At 60.9% G+C, this 18,719-nt stretch carries 6 protein-coding genes; 4 read left to right on the forward strand and 2 right to left on the reverse strand.

Features of this window, described 5'->3' with window-relative positions; genetic code table 11:
• Together BMS17_RS11935 and BMS17_RS11940 are read right to left on the reverse strand one after the other, a co-directional pair.
• Nucleotides 1–1,341, reverse strand: coding sequence for an HlyD family type I secretion periplasmic adaptor subunit (locus BMS17_RS11935; RefSeq protein WP_046030881.1), 1,341 nt, complete (start codon nucleotides 1,339–1,341; stop codon nucleotides 1–3).
• Nucleotides 1,342–1,347: 6 nt separating this feature from the next.
• Nucleotides 1,348–3,084 (reverse strand): type I secretion system permease/ATPase, encoded by a 1,737-nt coding sequence (locus tag BMS17_RS11940; RefSeq protein WP_046030880.1) that lies wholly within the window; start codon nucleotides 3,082–3,084, stop codon nucleotides 1,348–1,350.
• 678 nt (nucleotides 3,085–3,762) lie between these two features.
• Between BMS17_RS11940 and BMS17_RS11945 the strand changes: the two genes are divergently transcribed.
• The 4 genes from BMS17_RS11945 to BMS17_RS11960 all read left to right on the forward strand — a co-directional run bounded on the left by BMS17_RS11945 (nucleotide 3,763) and on the right by BMS17_RS11960 (nucleotide 18,458).
• Nucleotides 3,763–14,532 (forward strand): peroxidase family protein, encoded by a 10,770-nt coding sequence (locus tag BMS17_RS11945; RefSeq protein ID WP_077430984.1) that lies wholly within the window; start codon nucleotides 3,763–3,765, stop codon nucleotides 14,530–14,532.
• A gap of 172 nt (nucleotides 14,533–14,704) precedes the next feature.
• Complete coding sequence (locus BMS17_RS11950) at nucleotides 14,705–15,607, forward strand: LysR family transcriptional regulator (protein WP_046030877.1); 903 nt, start codon at nucleotides 14,705–14,707, stop codon at nucleotides 15,605–15,607.
• Between the two features lie 130 nt (nucleotides 15,608–15,737).
• A complete protein-coding gene (locus tag BMS17_RS11955; RefSeq protein WP_046030876.1) occupies nucleotides 15,738–16,364 on the forward strand; it encodes a glutathione S-transferase family protein in 627 nt (208 codons plus the stop codon).
• A gap of 63 nt (nucleotides 16,365–16,427) precedes the next feature.
• Nucleotides 16,428–18,458 carry a pyridoxamine 5'-phosphate oxidase family protein gene (locus BMS17_RS11960; RefSeq protein WP_046030874.1) on the forward strand — a complete coding sequence of 677 codons (2,031 nt, stop codon included), beginning with the start codon at nucleotides 16,428–16,430 and terminating at the stop codon, nucleotides 18,456–18,458.
• Nucleotides 18,459–18,719: the final 261 nt, after the last annotated feature.

Genomic DNA, 18,719 nt, shown 5'->3' on the forward strand with positions numbered 1-18,719 from the left:
TCATTGTTCCTTGAATGAGCTGTCCACACGTTCGAGCATTGGTTTGAGAAGATAGCTCATCAGGTTGCGCTCGCCAGTCTTGATGGTGACGCTGGCGGGCATGCCGGGGCGAATGTGATTGCTACCCAGCAGGCCCATGCCATCGGGCGTGACTTCCACCTGAGCCAGATAGAACGGCTGCTTGCTTTCTTCGTCCATCAGGCGGTCGGCGGAGATGGTTTTCACGCGACCGGGGATGTTGGGCGTCTGGGCATGGTTGAAAGCCGGGAATGAAATGTCCACGGGCAAGCCGGGAACCATCTTGTCGATGGCCTGTACTGGAATCATCGCGTCGACCTGCAGCGGTTCGTTGACCGGAACGATTTCCATGATCTTGAAGCCGGGCTGAATGATCCCGCCGACCGTGGCGATGCTCAGGGACTGGACCATGCCATCGATGGGCGAGCGAATCACCGTGTGCGTCACTTCATAGTCCAGCGCGCGCAAGCGGTCGGCCAGGGTGGTGTTTTCCTTGGCGGTGTCGGTCAGCATCGATTCCACTTCCTTCAGGTAGTCGTGCTGGCGTTGCAGGATGCGCAGCTTGATTTCCGTGGTCTGGCTGCGTGTGCGAGCGATGTTGTTGAGGTTCTCGGCCTGTCCGGCGGAAAGGTCGGCATTGCTGCGTTCCAGCTCAAGCAGGCGGTTGCGCGGGATGTAGCCTTCGGCCGCCAGAATGCGTGTGCCTTGCAGTTCCTGGTTGAGGAAGTTGATCTGCGAGGCGCGGGCGCTATAGACCTGTTGCAAGCCCTTGAGCTGCACAGCCGACGCTGCCAGGTTTTCCTGCAGGATGCTGATTTCGCCGGCGAGACCGGCGCGGCGGGTGTCCAGCAGGCGCTGTTGCAGGTCCATGGCAGCCGTCAGGCGGTGGTCATTGCCGAAGCGCTTGAGCAACTCAGGGTCGTAGGCCACCACATCGCGGTTGTCCCGTTCCGCTTCCAGGCGGTTTTCCACGGTCTTGCTGACGATGTATTGGGCGCTGACCGCACCCTGTTCGGCAACGGCGCGCAACGAGTCGAGGCGGACCACTTCCTGGCCTTTGGTCACCAATTCGCCTTCGCGAACGAGAATGGCCTCCACGGTGCCGCCACTGAGATGCTGCACGGCTTTGCGATTGCTGGTGATTTTGACCGTGCCTGTCGCGACCACGCCAGCATCCAGCGGCGCCAGCCAGGACCACAGGAGAAAGCCGCCGAACCCGGCGAGTACCAGCCACATGCCCCAGTGCGCGGGTCTGCCGACGTCCAGATCGACCACGCTCTTGGATTCGTTGAGAATCATCTCGGTGTGTTGGCTCATTTGCATGATCGATCACTCCCGTGCTTTGACGGAGGCCAGCGGGGTCGGCGCGTTTGCAGGCATCACACTGGCCTTGCGCAACGCGGTGAATACTTCTTCGCGCGTGCCGAGCATTTGCACGCCTCCGTCACGCAGCATCAGCACCTTGTCGACGGCGCAGAGCACGTTGGGGCGGTGGGAAATCAGTATGACGGTGGCGCCACGGCCCTTGAGTTCGGCCAGCGCATCGACCAAGGCCTTTTCGCCGACGTCGTCGAGGTTGGCGTTCGGCTCATCCAGCACGATCAGATTGGGGTCGCCATACAGCGCGCGGGCCAAGGCAATGCGTTGCTTCTGTCCCCCGGAAAGCGGGCTGCCATCGGTGGCCAGGCGGGTGTCGTAACCCTGAGGGAAACGCAGGATCATCTCGTGCACCCCAGTGCTCTTGGCGGCACGGATGACTGCGTCGCTGTCCACTTCGCCAAAGCGCGCAATGTTGTCGGCGATGGTGCCTTCGAACAGCTCCACATCCTGTGGCAGGTAGCCGAGCCATGGGCCCAGTTCGCCCTTGTTCCAGGTGAACATGTCCGCGCCGTCCAGGCGCACCTTGCCGGCCTGTGCCGGCCAGACGCCCACCAGCAGGCGGGCGAGGGTGGATTTGCCAGAGGCGGACGGACCGATAATGCCAAGGCTTTCGCCGGGGACAAGGCTGAAGCTCACCCCGCGCAGAATCGTGTTGTTGGTACCGGGGGAACCGGCGTACACATTCTCCACGGCCAGCATGCCCATCGGCCGCTGCAGCGACATGCTCGGTGGCCGGCGCGGATAATCGCTCAGCATCTCGTTGAGTCGACCCCAGGCCGAGCGGCAGCCGAGCAGTTGCTTCCACGACGCGATGACCTGTTCCACCGGACCCAGCGCGCGGCCGGTGAGGATTGAGCAGGCAATCATCATCCCCGGAGTGATCTTGCCTTCGATCGCCAGCAGTGCGCCGGCGCCCAGGATCAGCGATTGCAACGTGATCCGCACGAAGCGTCCGGTGCTGCTGATCATGGCGGCGCGATCGGAGGCCAGGGTCTGCATTTCCAGAATGCGCAAATGACTTTGGTACCAGCGCTTGCTGATCGACGGCAGCATGCCCATGGCCTCGATGACCTCGGCATTGCGCAGGTTGTTGTTGGCGTACAGGGCGGAGGAGATGGCGGCCTGATTGGCTTCGGCCAGCGGCTTCTGCGTCGCCTTTTCAGTGAGATAAGCCAGGCCCACCAGAATCATCGAGCCGATCAGCGTGACCAGTCCGAGCAGCGGGTGGATCAGGTAGGAGACCAACAGATAGATCGGCGTCCACGGCGCATCGAAGAACGCAAACAGGGCATTGCCGGTGAGGAACTGGCGAACCTGCGCGAGATCTTGCAGGGCCTGGGCCGGATTACCACCGGCGCGGCTCAGGTTGCGCTCGAATGCAGCGGTGAAGATGCGTCGGTTGAGGTCCATGTCGAGGCAGTTTCCGACCCGGATCAGCATGCGGGTGCGGACCATTTCCAGCGAGGACATCAGCAAGAACAGGCCTATCACCAGAAAGGTCAGCATTGTCAGCGTCGTGACGTTGCGACTGACCAAGGCTCGATCATAGACCTGCAGCATGTACACGGCGGGAGTCAACATCATGACGTTGATGACGCCGCTGAACCCTGCCAGCAAGTAAAAACTGCGGCGCAGGCGAAAGAGCGTGTCGGCGATTTCGGAGCGGGTGCTCGATTGCTTTTGCATTTGGGTCACCCCTCGTCGAAAAACCGATAGCCCTTGCGGCGCACCAGCTAGTAGTAGATGTCGTTCTGGAGGTAGCTAGTCGACGCAGGCTGGTCGCTCTATAGGCGGCGAGTCTTCCGAAAACTCTGCGTTGCTCTCCTATGCAGGAGAGTAGGTGGCGGTGAAACACTCTGAAATATCATTTCGCTCTATAGCTGAGTCTGTATATCTATATATCCATTAAAAACAGCTAGTTGGACGGCCTGACACCGATCGTCTGTTTTAGCGACGCAAAATTGACATTCTTTTGCTATGGAACTTTAGTCTTACTTGTGGGGGGTCACCCGCCAGAAATTTGCCATCAGTTTGGCAACGCGAGGCTCGGTGATTTTCCTGAGGAGCAGAACATGTCGATCATTTCGATCCTTTGCAGAGTGAAGGGGCTGTTTAGCAAGTTTGCCTTTACGTCCCGTTTCCATGGCCCGCCTAAGTAGGGTCCGGATTCGCTTTGCCTGATCGCTCAGCGAGCCATTCAATTCGCGAATTCCAGGTGCGCACCCGGGGAACGGCTTTGCCTTTCCCGCGCCTGCTCTCGCCAAAAAAATGCACCAACAAACCGCGTTAGCCAGCACCTGACTGGGCGTGGGAGGATTTCTATCGTCCCGTGCTCTCCCCCCAGATACAGCGAGGACAACCGAAATGGCCAATTTCAACAAGGCGGACCTGGAATTCATCCTCAAGCAAATATTTATTGCAGAAGCCCATTCCAATGGCGCCAGCCTCAGTGATTTGCTCCCCAATAGTCAGGTGCCCTTTGGCCTGCGAACCGTCGATGGCAGCTACAACAACCTGGTTGCCGGGCAAAGCGAGTTTGGCGCGGCGGACAATTCGTTCCTGCGCCTGCTTGATGCCCAGTATCGAGCGGCATACGCCGCGTCAGGGAATGTGGTCGATCCGCAGCCTCGGATCATCAGTAACCTGATCGTCGACCAGACCGCCAACAACCCGGCCGCGGTGGCGGCGAACGGCGGTGCAGCCCCGGTAATCAGCCCCGGTCTGGATGGTGTGTTTGGCACGGCTGACGACAAAGAAGTGTTCTTCATTCCCAATGAATCACCGGACGTCGGTTTGACCGCTGGCTTCAACGCGTGGATGACCTTCTTCGGCCAGTTCTTCGACCACGGCCTGGACCTGGTTACCAAGAGCAGTACCGACGTTGTGTTTATTCCGCTGCAACCGGACGATCCGTTGTACGTACCGGGCGGCCCGACCAACTTCATGGTGCTGCCACGAGCAGTGCATACCCCCGGCGCGGACGGAATACTCGGCACTGCCGATGATGGCCAGCCCAACACCACCTCGCCGTTCGTGGACCAAAGCCAGACTTACAGCTCGCACCCCTCGCATCAGGTGTTCCTGCGCGAGTACGTCATCAACGCAGCAGGTGACCCGATTGCAACGGGGCGCTTGATTACCAACCGCGATCTTGGCGGCGATGGCAAATTCGGCACGGCCGATGATGGCGACGGCACCAATGGCGGCATGGCGACCTGGGCCGTGGTCAAGGCCCAGGCCCGTGACATTCTCGGCATCAACCTGACCGACGCCGATGTGCACAACGTGCCGCTGCTGGCCACCGATGCCTATGGCAACTTCATCCGGGGACCGAGCGGAATGCCCCAGGTGGTGATGAAAGGGCTTGATGGTATTGGCGGCACGGCGGATGACGTCCTGGTCGAAGGCAACCGGGATGCTCCGATCAGCCTCGCCAACGCCGTCAGCGCCGGGCATGGCTTCCTCGACGACATCGCCCACAATGCTGCACCGGTCGTCGTCGGCGGGGTTCTGCAGGCGGATGCTGATGCGCTTGTCGGTAATGCGCAGCCGGCTGATGGAGCCGGCAACAACCTGACCTATGACAACGAGCTGCTCGACGCCCACTACATTGCCGGCGACGGCCGGGTGAACGAGAACATCGGCCTGACCACCGTGCACCATGTGTTCCACTCCGAGCACAACCGCCTGGTCCAGCAAACCAAGGACACCCTCCTGGCTGCTGGCGATCTGGCCTTCCTCAATGAGTGGCTGGTGGACGACGTGGCCGCGATACCCACCACACCCGCCGAAATCGCGGCGTTGGTGTGGGACGGCGAACGCCTGTTCCAGGCCGCCAAGTTCGGCACCGAGATGCAGTACCAGCACCTGGTGTTCGAGGAGTTCGCTCGGACCGTTCAGCCTCAGATCGACGAGTTTCTTGCACCCAACGGGTATGACACCTCGATCAACCCGGCCATCCTCGCCGAGTTCGCCCACGTGGTGTACCGCTTCGGTCACTCGATGTTGACCGAGACTGTCGATCGTTTCGACCCCGAGTTCAATCCGCTCCTCACTGACCCGAACAACCCGGACGCACAACTCGGTCTGATCGCGGCCTTCCTCAACCCGCTGGCGTTCGCCGGTAGCGGGGCGACGGCGGACGAAGCGGCAGGGGCGATTATTCGCGGTGTGACCCGTCAGCTCGGTAACGAGATCGACGAGTTCGTCACCGAAGCCTTGCGCAACAATCTGCTCGGCCTGCCGCTCGATTTGCCGGCCTTGAACCTGGCCCGTGGTCGCGACACGGGCATCCCCACGCTGAATGAAGCACGCCGTGAGATGTACCACTCAACCGGCGACAGCCAACTCAAGCCTTACATCAGTTGGGCTGACTTTGCCGACCACCTCAAACACCCCGAGTCGTTGGTCAACTTCATTGCGGCCTTTGGCACGCATGCCACGATTACGTCGGTGACCTCGTTGGCAGACAAACGCGCTGCAGCCCTGGCGCTGGTATTCGGCGGCGCGGGCTCGCCGGCTGACCGCCTGGACTTCCTGAACAGCACCGGTGCCTATGCCAACATGACGCTGGCCGGCGCGGACGGGCTGTTGGGCACTGCCGACGACGTGACGGGTGTGACGATCACGGGCCTGGACGATGTCGACTTCTGGGTCGGTGGCCTCGCCGAGCAGAAAATGCCGTTCGGCGGCATGCTCGGCTCGACGTTCAACTTCGTGTTTGAAACCCAGCTGGAGGCGTTGCAGAACGGCGACCGCTTCTACTACCTGTCGCGTACTGCGGGCCTGAACTTCGGCACCGAGTTGGAGAACAACTCCTTTGCCAAGCTGATCATGCTCAACTCCGATGTTACCCACCTGTCGAACACCGTGTTCCTGACACCGACATTCACTCTCGAAGTGAATCAGGCCAATCAGTTCACGAACCTTGGCGTGGACGGCAAAGCAGATCCGACGGGCGGCATCATGATCAACGGCGTGGAAGTCGTGCCGCTGGTGATCCGCGACAACCCCAACACCCCGGGGGCGGACAGTAACTATCTGCAATACACCGGTGAAGACCATGTCGTCCTGGGCGGCACGGCCGGCAATGACATCATCATCTCCGGTGACGGCGATGACACCGTTTACGGCGATGGAGGCAACGACCGCCTCGAAGGTGGCGCCGGCAACGATGCGGTACTCGGCGGCGCGGGCGATGACATCATCACCGACTCGTTCGGCGACAACCGTCTGGAAGGTAATGCCGGTAACGATGTGATCGTGGCCGGTAGCATGCTGGCTTTAGGTAACCTGATCCTGGGGGGCGATGGCCAGGACTTCATCGTCACCACCGAAGACATCACCACGACCTTCGGCGGTCAGGGTGACGACTTCATCCTCGGTGCCAAGACCAACCTGCCGCCTACCGGCAACGAAGGGGATGACTGGATCGAGAAGGGCGCCCAGGACGGTGCGCCTGGCGATAACTTCGCGCCGTTGCTCACTGACGATGTGGTCGGCAACGACATCTTTGTCGGTGGCGGTGGCTTCGACGAAATGATCGGCGAGGGTGGCGATGACATCTTTGTCGGCAGCGATGCCCAGGACAAGATGGACGGCATGTCCGGCTTCGACTGGGTGACCTACAAAAATGACAAGGTCGGCGTGACCGTTGACCTGAGCCTGGCCGCGCTGGCGCAGCCACATGGCAACGCGCCAAACCAGAACGCCGGGGTGTTCAATCCGGTCGGCGCCTCGCCGGCCTCGATTCTCGACCGTTTTGCCGAGGTCGAAGGCCTGTCGGGTTCGCAATTTGGCGATGTGCTCAAAGGCGATGATGTGGATGCGGTCACCATCGTCAACCACGGCGGCGCCACGGGCAGTGCGCTGACCAATGTGGCGTTGATCCGCGGACTGGACCAGTTCCTGGCCGATGCCGGTTTGCCAACCACAGGCTTTGCCACCGGCAACATCATCCTCGGTGGCAATGGCAGTGACCTGATCGAGGGCCGCGGTGGCGATGATCTGATCGACGGCGACAAATGGATCAACGTCAGAATTGCCGTTTATGCTCCCGGCGACGTCAACCATACCGGCCCAGAGATCGCCACCTTCGACAGCATGGTCGATATGATCCCGTTCATGCTGGATGGCACCTATAACCCGGGTCAGCTCAAGGCCGTGCGGGAAATCCTGCCCGGTACCTCAACGGGCGGGGCGGCCTTCGACACTGCCATTTACTCCGGGGTTCAGTCCGAATATACGGTGGTTCAAGACACGCGCGGCACGGCCAATCTGGCGGATGATGTCTGGACGGTGACCGATACCGTCGCCGGTCGCGACGGCACCGATACGCTGTTGCATATCGAACGCCTGCAGTTCGCCGATAGCCAGCGAGTGCTGGTGCCTGGGCTGAATCTACAGCCGACGGGCAGTCCGACCGTCACGGATGGAAACGGCGGAGCGATCACGGTGGGCGACACGCTGACGGTCAGCTCGGCCCTGGTGCGCGATGGCAACAACATCGCACCGGGTAATCCGCTGGGTACTCTCAACAACACCTCGGTGTCCTACTACTGGCAGTTCGAAGCCAGTCCAGGCAGCGGTGTATTCGAGGACATCATCCTGTTGCCGGCCGGCGACCTGGCGTTCCAGAGTGCCGACGGCACCGCGTTCAAGGTCTCTCCTGACCTCGTCGGGTTGTCGTTGCGGGTCAAGGCGATCTACCAGGATGGTCATGGCACGACCGAAATCGTGTTCTCGGCGCCGACTACTGTGGTGGCTCCCGGTGCGCCGGTTGTGCCAACGGCGCAGGTGCCTGTCGTCGATGCCACGGCGGGTGGCGAAGGCCTGCACATGGTTCGCTCCGACCTCAACTTCATCCTTGATCAGATCAAGATTGCCGAGGCAGACGCGAACGGGCAGGACATCCTCTCGCTGATCCCGAACATCCGCGCGCCGTTGGGCCTGCGTTCGGTCGATGGGTCGAACAACAACCTGATGAACCTCAACGGCAACAACCACACCGAGTTTGGTGCTGCCGATAACATCTTTCCGCGCTTGACCGATCCGGTCTTCAATCCAGCGGAATTGGGAACGACGTATGCGAGCAACGGCGGCCTTGTGATTGACTCGCAGCCTCGTACCATCAGTAATCTGATCGTTGACCAGACGGCGAACAACCCGGCGGCCTATGCCACGGCTTACGACCCGGGTGTGGACGGAGTGCTCAACTTCGGCCTGGCTGGTAATGACGATGTGCTCAAGGATGGCGTACGGATAGTCGCCAGCCCTGGCCTGGATGGTCAGTTCGGTACGGGCGACGACCATGATGTGTACCTGTTCGAGAACACCGCGGCGGATGCGGGGCTGTCTGCGCCGTTCAACGCCTGGATGACCTTTTTCGGGCAGTTCTTCGATCATGGTCTCGATCTCGTGACCAAGGGCGGTTCGGGCACGGTCTTCATCCCGTTGAAACCGGATGATCCGCTGTATGTGCCAGGCGGCAACACTAACTTCATGGTGTTGAGCCGCGCGACCAACCTGCCAGGGGCGGATGGCGTTCTCGGCACGGCAGACGACATCCATGAGCAAACCAACACCACGACGCCATTCGTGGACCAAAACCAGACCTACAGCTCGCACCCCTCGCATCAGGTGTTCCTGCGCGGTTATGTAATGACCGACGACGGCCCCATAGCGACCGGTAGGCTGATCACTAACGTTGACCTGGGGGTGGATGGCAAGTATGGCGGCGGAGATGACACCGAAATCGGTGGCATGGCGACCTGGAAAGTGGTCAAGGCGCAAGCCAACGACATCCTGGGTATCCACCTGACCGATGCCGACGTCGATAACGCCCCGCTATTGGCGACCGACGCCTATGGCAATTTCATCAAGGGGCCGAACGGCTTCCCGATGGTCGTGATGAAAGGGCTTGATGGTATTGGCGGCACGGCGGATGACGTCCTGGTCGAAGGCAATCCGAATGCCCCGATCAGCCTGACCAACGCAGTGCGCACCGGTCACCAGTTCCTCGTCGACATCAACAACAATGCCGTGCCGGTAATCGTCGGCGGGGTTCTGCAGGCGGATACTGACACTGATGTCGGCAATTCGCAGCCAACTGGCCCAGGCGGCAACAACCTGACCTATGACAACGAACTGCTCGACGCTCACTACATCGCTGGCGACGGCCGGGTCAACGAAAACATCGGCCTGACCGCGGTGCATGCGATCTTCCACGCCGAGCACAATCGGCTGGTCGCGCAGACCAAGGATACGGTGCTCGATTCCAATGACGTGGCCTTCCTCAACGAGTGGCTGCTCACTCCGGTGAGTGCATTGCCAGTCAACCAGGCGGAGATCGATGCGCTGGTGTGGAATGGCGAGCGCTTGTTCCAGGCGGCCAAGTTCGGCACCGAGATGCAGTATCAACACCTGGTGTTCGAGGAATTTGCGCGGACCATCCAGCCTCGGGTCGACCTGTTCTTTGCACCGACCCAAGTCTATGACGTCGACCTCGATGCTTCGATCGTCGCCGAGTTCGCCCACACCGTGTACCGGTTTGGGCACTCGATGCTGACCGAGACCGTCGATCGCTTCGACGTCAATTTCAACGTGGTGGGCGATCCGAACAGTGCTGATCCCAATCAGCAACTGGGCTTGATCGCGGCGTTCCTCAACCCGTTGGCGTATGCCGCCAGTGGTGTGACGCCTGAGGATGCGACCAGCGCGATCATCCGCGGGGTGACTCGCCAGGCCGGTAACGAAATCGACGAGTTCGTCACCGAGGCGCTGCGCAATAACCTGCTCGGTTTGCCGCTCGACCTGCCGGCGATCAACATCGCCCGTGGCCGCGATGTGGGGATTCCCTCGCTCAACGCGATCCGCCGCGACATCTACAGCCAAACCGGTGATACCCAACTCAAGCCGTACAACAGCTGGGTCGATCTGGTGCAGCACCTCAAACATCCGGAGTCGTTGATCAACTTCATCGCAGCCTATGGCACGCATGACACGATCACGTCGGCGCTCACTCTGCTAGACAAACGAGCTGCAGCCATGGCGCTGGTGTTCGGTGGTGCGGGTGCGCCGGCTGACCGCCTGGACTTCCTCAACGGCAGCGGTACCTGGGCCAACATAACGCTGGCCGGCAAGGATGGCGTGCTGGGCACTGCTGATGATCTGAAGGGTGTGACGATCACAGGCGTCGATGCCATCGACCTCTGGATCGGTGGCCTGGCCGAAGAGAAAACCCCGTTCGGCGGCATGCTCGGCACGACCTTCAACTTCGTGTTCGAGAACCAGCTGGAGAAACTGCAGGACGGCGACCGCTTCTATTACCTGGAGCGCACCTCTGGCCTGTCGATGAATGCGGAACTTGAAAGCAACTCGTTCGCCAAGCTGATCATGGCCAACACCTCGGCCACGCACTTGCCGGGCCTGGTGTTCTCGGACCCTGGGTACTATCTGGAAGTGGACCAGTCCAAGCAGTACAACGATGGCCTGGGCAACGCCGATCCGCTGAGCGACAACAACCAGCAAGTGGTGTTCCGCGACAACCCGCTGACGGTGGGACCGGACACCAACTACATCCGCTACTCGGGTGATCAGCACATCGTGATGGGCGGCACCAACGGCGCAGACATTCTCATTGCCAGTGAAGGCGATGACACGGTCTGGGGCGATGGTGGCAACGATCGCATCGAAGGCGGTGACGGCAACGACCAGCTGCGGGGTGGCACCGGTGACGACATCATCACCGACACCGGCGGCGACGATAACATCCAGGGTGGCGACGGCAACGACGTGCTGCACGGAGGCAACGGCATCAACCTGATCATTGGCGGCTTCGGCAACGACTTCATCGTGACCGGTGAGGACGCCTCCGAAGCCATTGGTGGCCAGGGCAATGACTTCATCTTGGGCAGCAAAGCCAACGAACAGGACATGGGTAACGAAGGCGACGACTGGATCGAGAAGGGCACATCTGACGGTGCGCCTGGCGACAACTTCGACCCGCTCGGCAACGACCCGGTGATCGGCCACGATGTCTTCATCGGCGGTAACGAGAACGATAAGTTCAACGGCGAAGGCGGCGACGACATCATGGTCGGCAGTCTCGGCATGGGTGACCGCTATATCGGCGGCTCCGGCTATGACTGGGCGACCTTCAAGGATCTGGCACAAGGCGTGACCATCGATTACAGCGACCGCTTTTTCGATGTACCGCCAGTACCGGGTTCGGGTGCCTCGGCGCTCGTGCGTTTCGACATCATGGAAGGTCTGTCGGGTTCCTCGCACGGCGACTTCCTGCGTGGTGATAACGAAGATGCAACTTCGCTGCCTACCGCGGGTGCAACCGGCAGCGTGCTGACCAACATCAGCCTGATCAACGGCCTGTCCGATCTGCTGGCAGCCGGAGCGACGTTCTACGACGGTGGCAACATCATCCTCGGTGGCAGCGGCAGCGACCTCCTCGAAGGTCGCGGTGGTGACGACATCCTCGACGGTGACAAGTGGCTGAACGTACGCATCAGCGTGCGGCAGAACGCTGATGGCACTGGCCCGGAAATCGCCTCGTTCAACAGCATGGAGCCCATGGTGCCGTTCATGTTGAACGGTACTTACAACCCGGGCCAACTGGTCATCGTGCGGGAGATCCTGGCCGGCGATAACAGCTTCGACACCGCTGTGTTCTCCGGTGTTTCGACGGACTACAGCGTCGTTGTCGATGGCGACACTGTCATTGTGACCGACTCGGTGGTGGGGCGAGATGGCGTCGATCGGCTGACGGGCATCGAGCGTCTGCAGTTCTCTGATGTTTCGCAGGCGTCCGGCGTTGGCACTGCCGTCAACAGCGACCCATCAGGTCACCTGGCGATCCTCGATGATCTCACCGGTGTGCGTGACGATACGCCTGTCGCCGGTCAGCTGCTGCGCGTGAGCAATCTGGCGGTACACGACGCGGACAACACGAGTGTTGGCAATCCGACCGGTGCGGTTAACGGTGCGGTTGCCTACTACTGGCAGGTTGAAAACCTTCCTGGCTCGGGCGTCTATGAAGACATCACCTTTGTCGCCGCCGGCGAAGTATCGCGGGCGATCGGCACCACCTACCGGGTGGCGGATGATGTGGCGGGCCTGAACATCCGCGTTCGGGCGGTGTATCAGGATGCCAAGGGCACGCTGGAAATCGTCGACTCGTCGGCGAACAGCGCACCGACCACAGGGCCGACCGTTAACGGGCTTCTGGTGCAGAACCAGGTGTTGACCGCTGACGCGTCGACCATCGTCGATGCCGATGGCCTCAGCAATCCGCAGTTCACCTACCAGTGGCAGGCGACCAACGGAGTCAGCTTCGTCGACATCGTCGGAGCCACCGGTAGCACGTTCACGCTGACTCAGGATCAGGTCGACGATCAGGTGCGCGTGGTGGTCAGTTACGTGGATAACTTCGGTGTGCACGAAAGCATTGCGTCCGATCCTTCGGACCCGGTGGCTAACGTCAACGATGCACCGACAGGCGCGTTGCTGATCAGCGATACGACACCGGATCAAGGACAGGTGTTGACCGCGCTGACTGGCGGGATTGCCGATGCGGATGGGCTGGGCACCTTCAGCTTCCAATGGCAGCAAGGTGTCGGTGCTTCCTTCACCAACATCAACGGCGCGACCGCTGCGACCTTCACCCCTGGCGTGGCGCAGGGCAACCTGCAACTGCGGGTGATCGTGACCTACACCGATGGCTTCGGCGCATTGGAAACGGTGACCTCTGCGGCAACCGCAGCGGTTACGGTACCGGCTGGCGTGGTGCTGCAAGGCACCCCTGGGGCGAATACCCTCACCGGTGGCGCGGGTAACGATGTGCTGTTTGGCCTGGGCGGCAACGATACGTTGAATGGCCTGGCCGGTAATGACCAGTTGTTTGGCGGCACCGGCAACGACACGCTCAACGGCGGAAACGATGACGACATCCTCAATGGCGAGGACGGAACCGACACCCTCAACGGTGGGCTCGGCGCGGATGTCATGACCGGCGGCTCCGGCAACGACACCTTTGTGGTCGACAACGTCGGTGACACCGTAATCGAGGCGCTGAATGGCGGTACCGATCTGGTGCAAACCAGCCTGGCGACCTACCTGCTCGGTGCCAACGTCGAGAACCTGACCTATACCGGTGTCGCTAACTTCACCGGTAATGGTAACGCGCTGGCCAACACCCTCACCGGCGGGGTCGGTAACGACGTCCTCAATGGCGGTGCAGGCGGTGACCGGATGGTGGGGCTCGCCGGCAACGATACCTACGTCGTCGATGCCGCCGGGGATGTGGTGGTCGAAGTGGCGGGTGGCGGTGTGGATAGCGTGCAAACGTCGCTGGGCAACTACACCCTGGATGGTAACGTCGAGAACCTGACCTACACCGGAGCCGGCAACTTCGTCGGCAACGGCAACGGGTTGAACAACACCATCACCTCAGGGGGAGGCAATGACAACCTCAGTGGTGGCGGCGGCAACGACATTCTCATCGGCAACGGCGGTAACGACACGCTCAATGGCGATGCCGGTAACGACCAACTGTTGGGTGGCCTTGGCACCGATACCCTGAACGGCGGAACGGGCGATGACAGCCTCGACGGCGGTGACGGGGACGATGTCATGAATGGCGGCACAGGCAACGACACGCTGCTCGGCGGGTTGGGTAATGACAGCCTGGATGGCGGTAACGGCAGCGATCTGCTCCAGGGAGGCGATGGCAACGACAGCCTGCTCGGTGGTGGCGATAACGACACCTTGCTGGGTGGCATCGGCAATGACTTTATCGATGGCGGCAATGGCAACGATACGGTCACTGGCGGTGCTGGCAACGACTTGATGGTTGCCAGCGGTGGCAACGATGTCTTCATGTTCGCAGCGGGCTTCGGGACCGATCAGATTACCGGCTTCGATGCCAACCCGAATGGAGGAGGCCAGGACCGGCTCGATATCACCGCGTTGAACATCACGGCGGTGAACTTTGCCGCCAGCGTCACCATCACCGACGTCGGTGCGGATACCCTGCTCAGCTTCGCAGGAGCTGACTCCATCCGCCTGGTCGGTGTGGCCGACGCAACAACCGTCACTGCTAACGACTTCATTCTGGCCACTTGAGGAACTGGTCAGTAATGCCGCAACAAGCGTGAAAAATGAACGGAGGGCAATGGATGCCCTCCCTTTTTTTTGAAAAAAAACTGGACGCGTGTTCGGGTGAAAATGTCTAGTACAGGCTGTCGATGAGCGAAGTCTCGTCAACTGATTTTTATCCGGATAAAGGGCATGCCCGATGGACCGATTCCAGGAAATGCAGGTCTTCGCCGCGGTTGCCCAAGAGCAGGGGTTCTCGGCGGCGGCGCGACGTCTGGGCCTGTCGGCGGCCAGCGTCACCCGAGCGGTGGCGGCGCTGGAGAAGCGCATTGGCACCTTGTTGCTGACACGCACCACCCGCAGCGTGCACTTGAGCGAGGCCGGGCAGCGTTACCTGGAGGATTGTCGGAGAATTCTGGCCGAGGTGCAGGAAGCGGAGGATTCGGCAGCCGGCAGTCACGCCCAGCCGCGTGGGCAACTGACAATCACGGCGCCGGTGTTGTTTGGTGAGTTATTCGTCACACCGGTCATGGTCGGTTATCTCACTCAATTTCCAGAAGTCGGCATCAATGCCTTGCTGCTCGACCGGGTGGTGAGCATGGTCGAAGAGGGCATTGATGTCGCGGTGCGTATCGGTGAGCTGCCTGACAGCAATCAACACGCGATTCGCGTGGGCGAAGTACGGCGGGTGATCTGTGCGTCGCCGGCGTTTTTGGCCGCCCGTGGCAGGCCACGTCACCCGGATGAGCTCAATGGCGCCCCCATCATTGCGACCTCGTCGATTGGGCAGCTCAGGACCTGGCCATTTCTTGACGCGGGCGAGCCGCTGAACGTTCGTCCGGAACCGCGCCTTGTGGTCACCGCCAATCAAGCGGCGATCACGGCGGCCTGCCTGGGCCTGGGATACACCCGGGTCCTGTCTTATCAAGTGGCGGGCAAGGTGGCGGCCGGTGAGCTGGAAATCGTGCTGGCCGACTTCGAACTGCCGGCACTGCCCATTCATGTGGTCTACCAAGGGGGACGCAAGGCTCCGGTGCGGGTCCGTAGTTTTGTGGACTTTGCGGTGAAGGCGCTGCGCGAACATCCGGCGCTGAGCGGCTAAAGGATTGTTTCGCTGGTTGAAATAATGGATTGCGTTTGCTGGTTATTCTGATGTTTTGGTTGCGGGTGGAAGATAGCGGCCATTGGTGCTGATCTTTCCCTGAACGGCGCCCCACTCGACGGAGTCGACCATGCAAGCGATCAAACTCTACAACTTCCCTCGTTCCGGCCATGCTCACCGCGTGGAGCTGATGCTGTCCTTGCTGCACCTGCCGACCGAGTTGATCTTTGTCGATTTGGCCAAGGGCGCGCACAAGCAAGCGGATTACCTGGCGCTCAACGCATTTGGTCAGGTGCCGGTCATCGATGATCAAGGTGTGGTGCTGGCCGATTCGAACGCCATCCTGGTCTATCTGGCACATAAATATGGCAATGGTCGCTGGCTGCCCACCGATCCGGTCGGCGCGGCGAAGGTTCAGCGCTGGCTGTCGGCGGCCGCCGGGCCGATTGCCTTTGGTGTGGCCAGAGCACGATTGATCACGGTGTTTGGCGCGCCATACAACGCGCAAGAGGTGATCGCTTATTCCCACACCGTGCTCAAGGTAATCGACCACGAGTTGGCGTCGACGCCCTACCTGGCCGGCAGTGAGCCGACCATCGCCGATGTCGCCGCCTACAGTTACATCGCCCATGCGCCGGAAGGCAATGTCTCGCTGGACGACTACGCCAACATCCGCGCCTGGCTGGCGCGTATTGAAGCCTTGCCGGGGTTTGTCGGCATGCCGCGCACGGTGGCCGGTTTGCAAAAAACCGCCTGATGCTCACGGCCCGACTCACTCGGGCCGTTCACTGTGCGCGATAGGCGCAGGGGAGAAACCGTTATGGAACATTCACCTTGGCACGTCGGCGAGAAACAGTTGCAGGCTCATGTTGGGGTTGCCGAGCGAATGGAGGCGTTCGGTCGGCGGGTGATTCGCAGTCAAATGCCGGATCAGCACCGCACGTTCTATCAGCAACTGCCGTTCATGCTGTACGGCGCCGTCGATGCCGAGGGCAATCCCTGGGCGAGCATTCTTGAAGGGCCTCCAGGCTTTGCACATTCCCCCGACCCCGCACTGTTGCAGTTCGACCGTTTGCCGGGCGCCGATGACCCCGCACAACTGCAAGACGGTGCCGCCATCGGGCTGCTGGGTATCGAGTTGCACACCCGGCGTCGCAATCGCCTCAATGGTCGAGTGGGCGCTGTAACGGCCAACGGATTCGGGGTGACGGTGGAACAATCCTTCGGCAACTGCCCGCAGTACATTCAGTTGCGCCAGTTTCGCTCGGTGCCATTGGCGGATCCCTCAAGCCGCGTTGCGCAGCAATTGAATGATCTGGATGACGCCGCCAGAACCATGATCGTCGACGCGGACACGTTCTTTGTCGCCAGTTACGTGGACGTCGATGGTCAGCGCTCGGTGGATGTATCTCACCGAGGCGGGCAGGCCGGTTTCGTACAGGTAGACGGTAATCGCCTGACCATCCCGGACTTCGCCGGCAACCTGCATTTCAATACGCTGGGCAATCTGCTGATCAATCCTCGCGCCGGTCTGTTGTTCATCGATTTCAATACAGGCGACCTGCTGCACCTCAGCGGGCGCACCGACATCATCCTCGACGGTCCGCAGATCGAAGCCTTCCAAGGCGCCGAGCGGCTATGGACCTTCGAAGTCGAACACGTGGTACGTCGGCCGGCAGCGCTGGCCTTGCGCTGGCGCTTTGACGGCGTGTCGCCCACCAGTCTGCTGACCGGCACCTGGGCGCAGGCCAACGCGCGTTTGCAAGCCCAGGCCTTGGGGGATCGCTGGCGCCCACTGCAGGTGGTGCGTATCGAGGCGGAAAGCCAAAACATCCGCTCGATCTACCTGCAGGCCGCCGATGGCGCCGGGTTGCCGGTGTTCCAAGCCGGGCAGCATTTGCCGCTGCGGTTCAACATCGGTGGTGAGGTGCATATCCGCACTTATAGTTTGTCGAGTGCGCCGTCGGATGATTTTTTCCGCATCAGTGTGAAACGTGACGGGTTGGTGTCATCACACCTGCATGACCGGATTAAGGTCGGGGATGTGCTGGAAGCCCGCGCCCCCCAAGGGCATTTCACCGTGGCGCCGCATGAGCGGCGGCCGCTGGTGTTGCTGGCCGCTGGCGTGGGCATTACGCCGCTGCTGTCGATGGTGCGCGAGGTGGTTTATCAAGGCCTGCGTACGCGAAGCATCCGCCCGACGTGGTTCTTCCAAAGCTCGCGGACCTTGGCCGATCAACCGTTTCGCCCGGAGCTGAACCGTTTGCTCGACGGCCTCGGCGACTCGGTGCGAGTGCTGCGTCTGCTCAGTCAGCCAGAGCCCGATGCCCGCGAGGGTGAAGATTTCGACCTGACCGGGCGAATCGATGCCGATTTGCTCACGAGCATCGTTGAGGTGGAAGACTACGATCAGCTGGATTTTGTCCTCTGCGGCCCGGGCAGTTTTACCCAGGCGATGTACGACAGCCTGCGGGAAATGGACATTCGTGATTCAAGGATTCACGCCGAAACCTTTGGCCCGTCGACGTTGCGCCGGATACCCGACCCGGATGCCGTGGTCATCGAACAACCTCCGGTCGCCACCACGTCAGTGCCGGTGGTATTCGAGCGCTCGGCCAAAGAGGCGCGCTGGAAACCCGACAGCGGCAGCCTGCTGGAATTGGCGGAAAGCCGTGGATTGCGTCCGGAGTTCAGTTGCCGCGGCGGTTCCTGCGGGACCTGCAAGACTCGCCTGATCAGCGGCGAGGTGACTTATCCACAGGCGCCGGCAGAAATCCCCGGTGTGGGGGAAGTGCTGATTTGTTGTGCCGTGCCGGCGCAGGGTTCGCAGCCGCTGGTGCTGGATATTTAACCCGTCAATCCCTGTAGGAGCTGAGCTTGCTCGCGATGGCGGTGTGTCTGTGGACATCAATGTTGACTGACACTCCGCCATCGCGAGCAAGCTCAGCTCCTACAAGGGATCGAGGCCAGTCTGAAAAATCCATGCTCGTCCTACAGCTGTGGCGTTTTTTGAGGAGGATTCCGACAGGTTCTAGCGGTTGTTGCGTCGGAAGCCGGAGGGGTAGGCTTTGTGGGTCGCTGCATATCAGCGACCGGGCTTCGCGGCCCGAAT

The organism is Pseudomonas sp. C9 (assembly GCF_002000165.1).
Classification (GTDB): domain Bacteria; phylum Pseudomonadota; class Gammaproteobacteria; order Pseudomonadales; family Pseudomonadaceae; genus Aquipseudomonas.

What these genes read in the sequence shown, in the direction of transcription:
- BMS17_RS11935 (WP_046030881.1), bottom strand. Translation starts at nt 1,341, where the DNA reads ATGCAAATGAGCCAACACACCGAGATGATTCTCAACGAATCCAAGAGC.
- BMS17_RS11940 (WP_046030880.1), bottom strand. Translation starts at nt 3,084, where the DNA reads ATGCAAAAGCAATCGAGCACCCGCTCCGAAATCGCCGACACGCTCTTT.
- BMS17_RS11945 (WP_077430984.1), top strand. Translation starts at nt 3,763, where the DNA reads ATGGCCAATTTCAACAAGGCGGACCTGGAATTCATCCTCAAGCAAATA.
- BMS17_RS11950 (WP_046030877.1), top strand. Translation starts at nt 14,705, where the DNA reads ATGGACCGATTCCAGGAAATGCAGGTCTTCGCCGCGGTTGCCCAAGAG.
- BMS17_RS11955 (WP_046030876.1), top strand. Translation starts at nt 15,738, where the DNA reads ATGCAAGCGATCAAACTCTACAACTTCCCTCGTTCCGGCCATGCTCAC.
- BMS17_RS11960 (WP_046030874.1), top strand. Translation starts at nt 16,428, where the DNA reads ATGGAACATTCACCTTGGCACGTCGGCGAGAAACAGTTGCAGGCTCAT.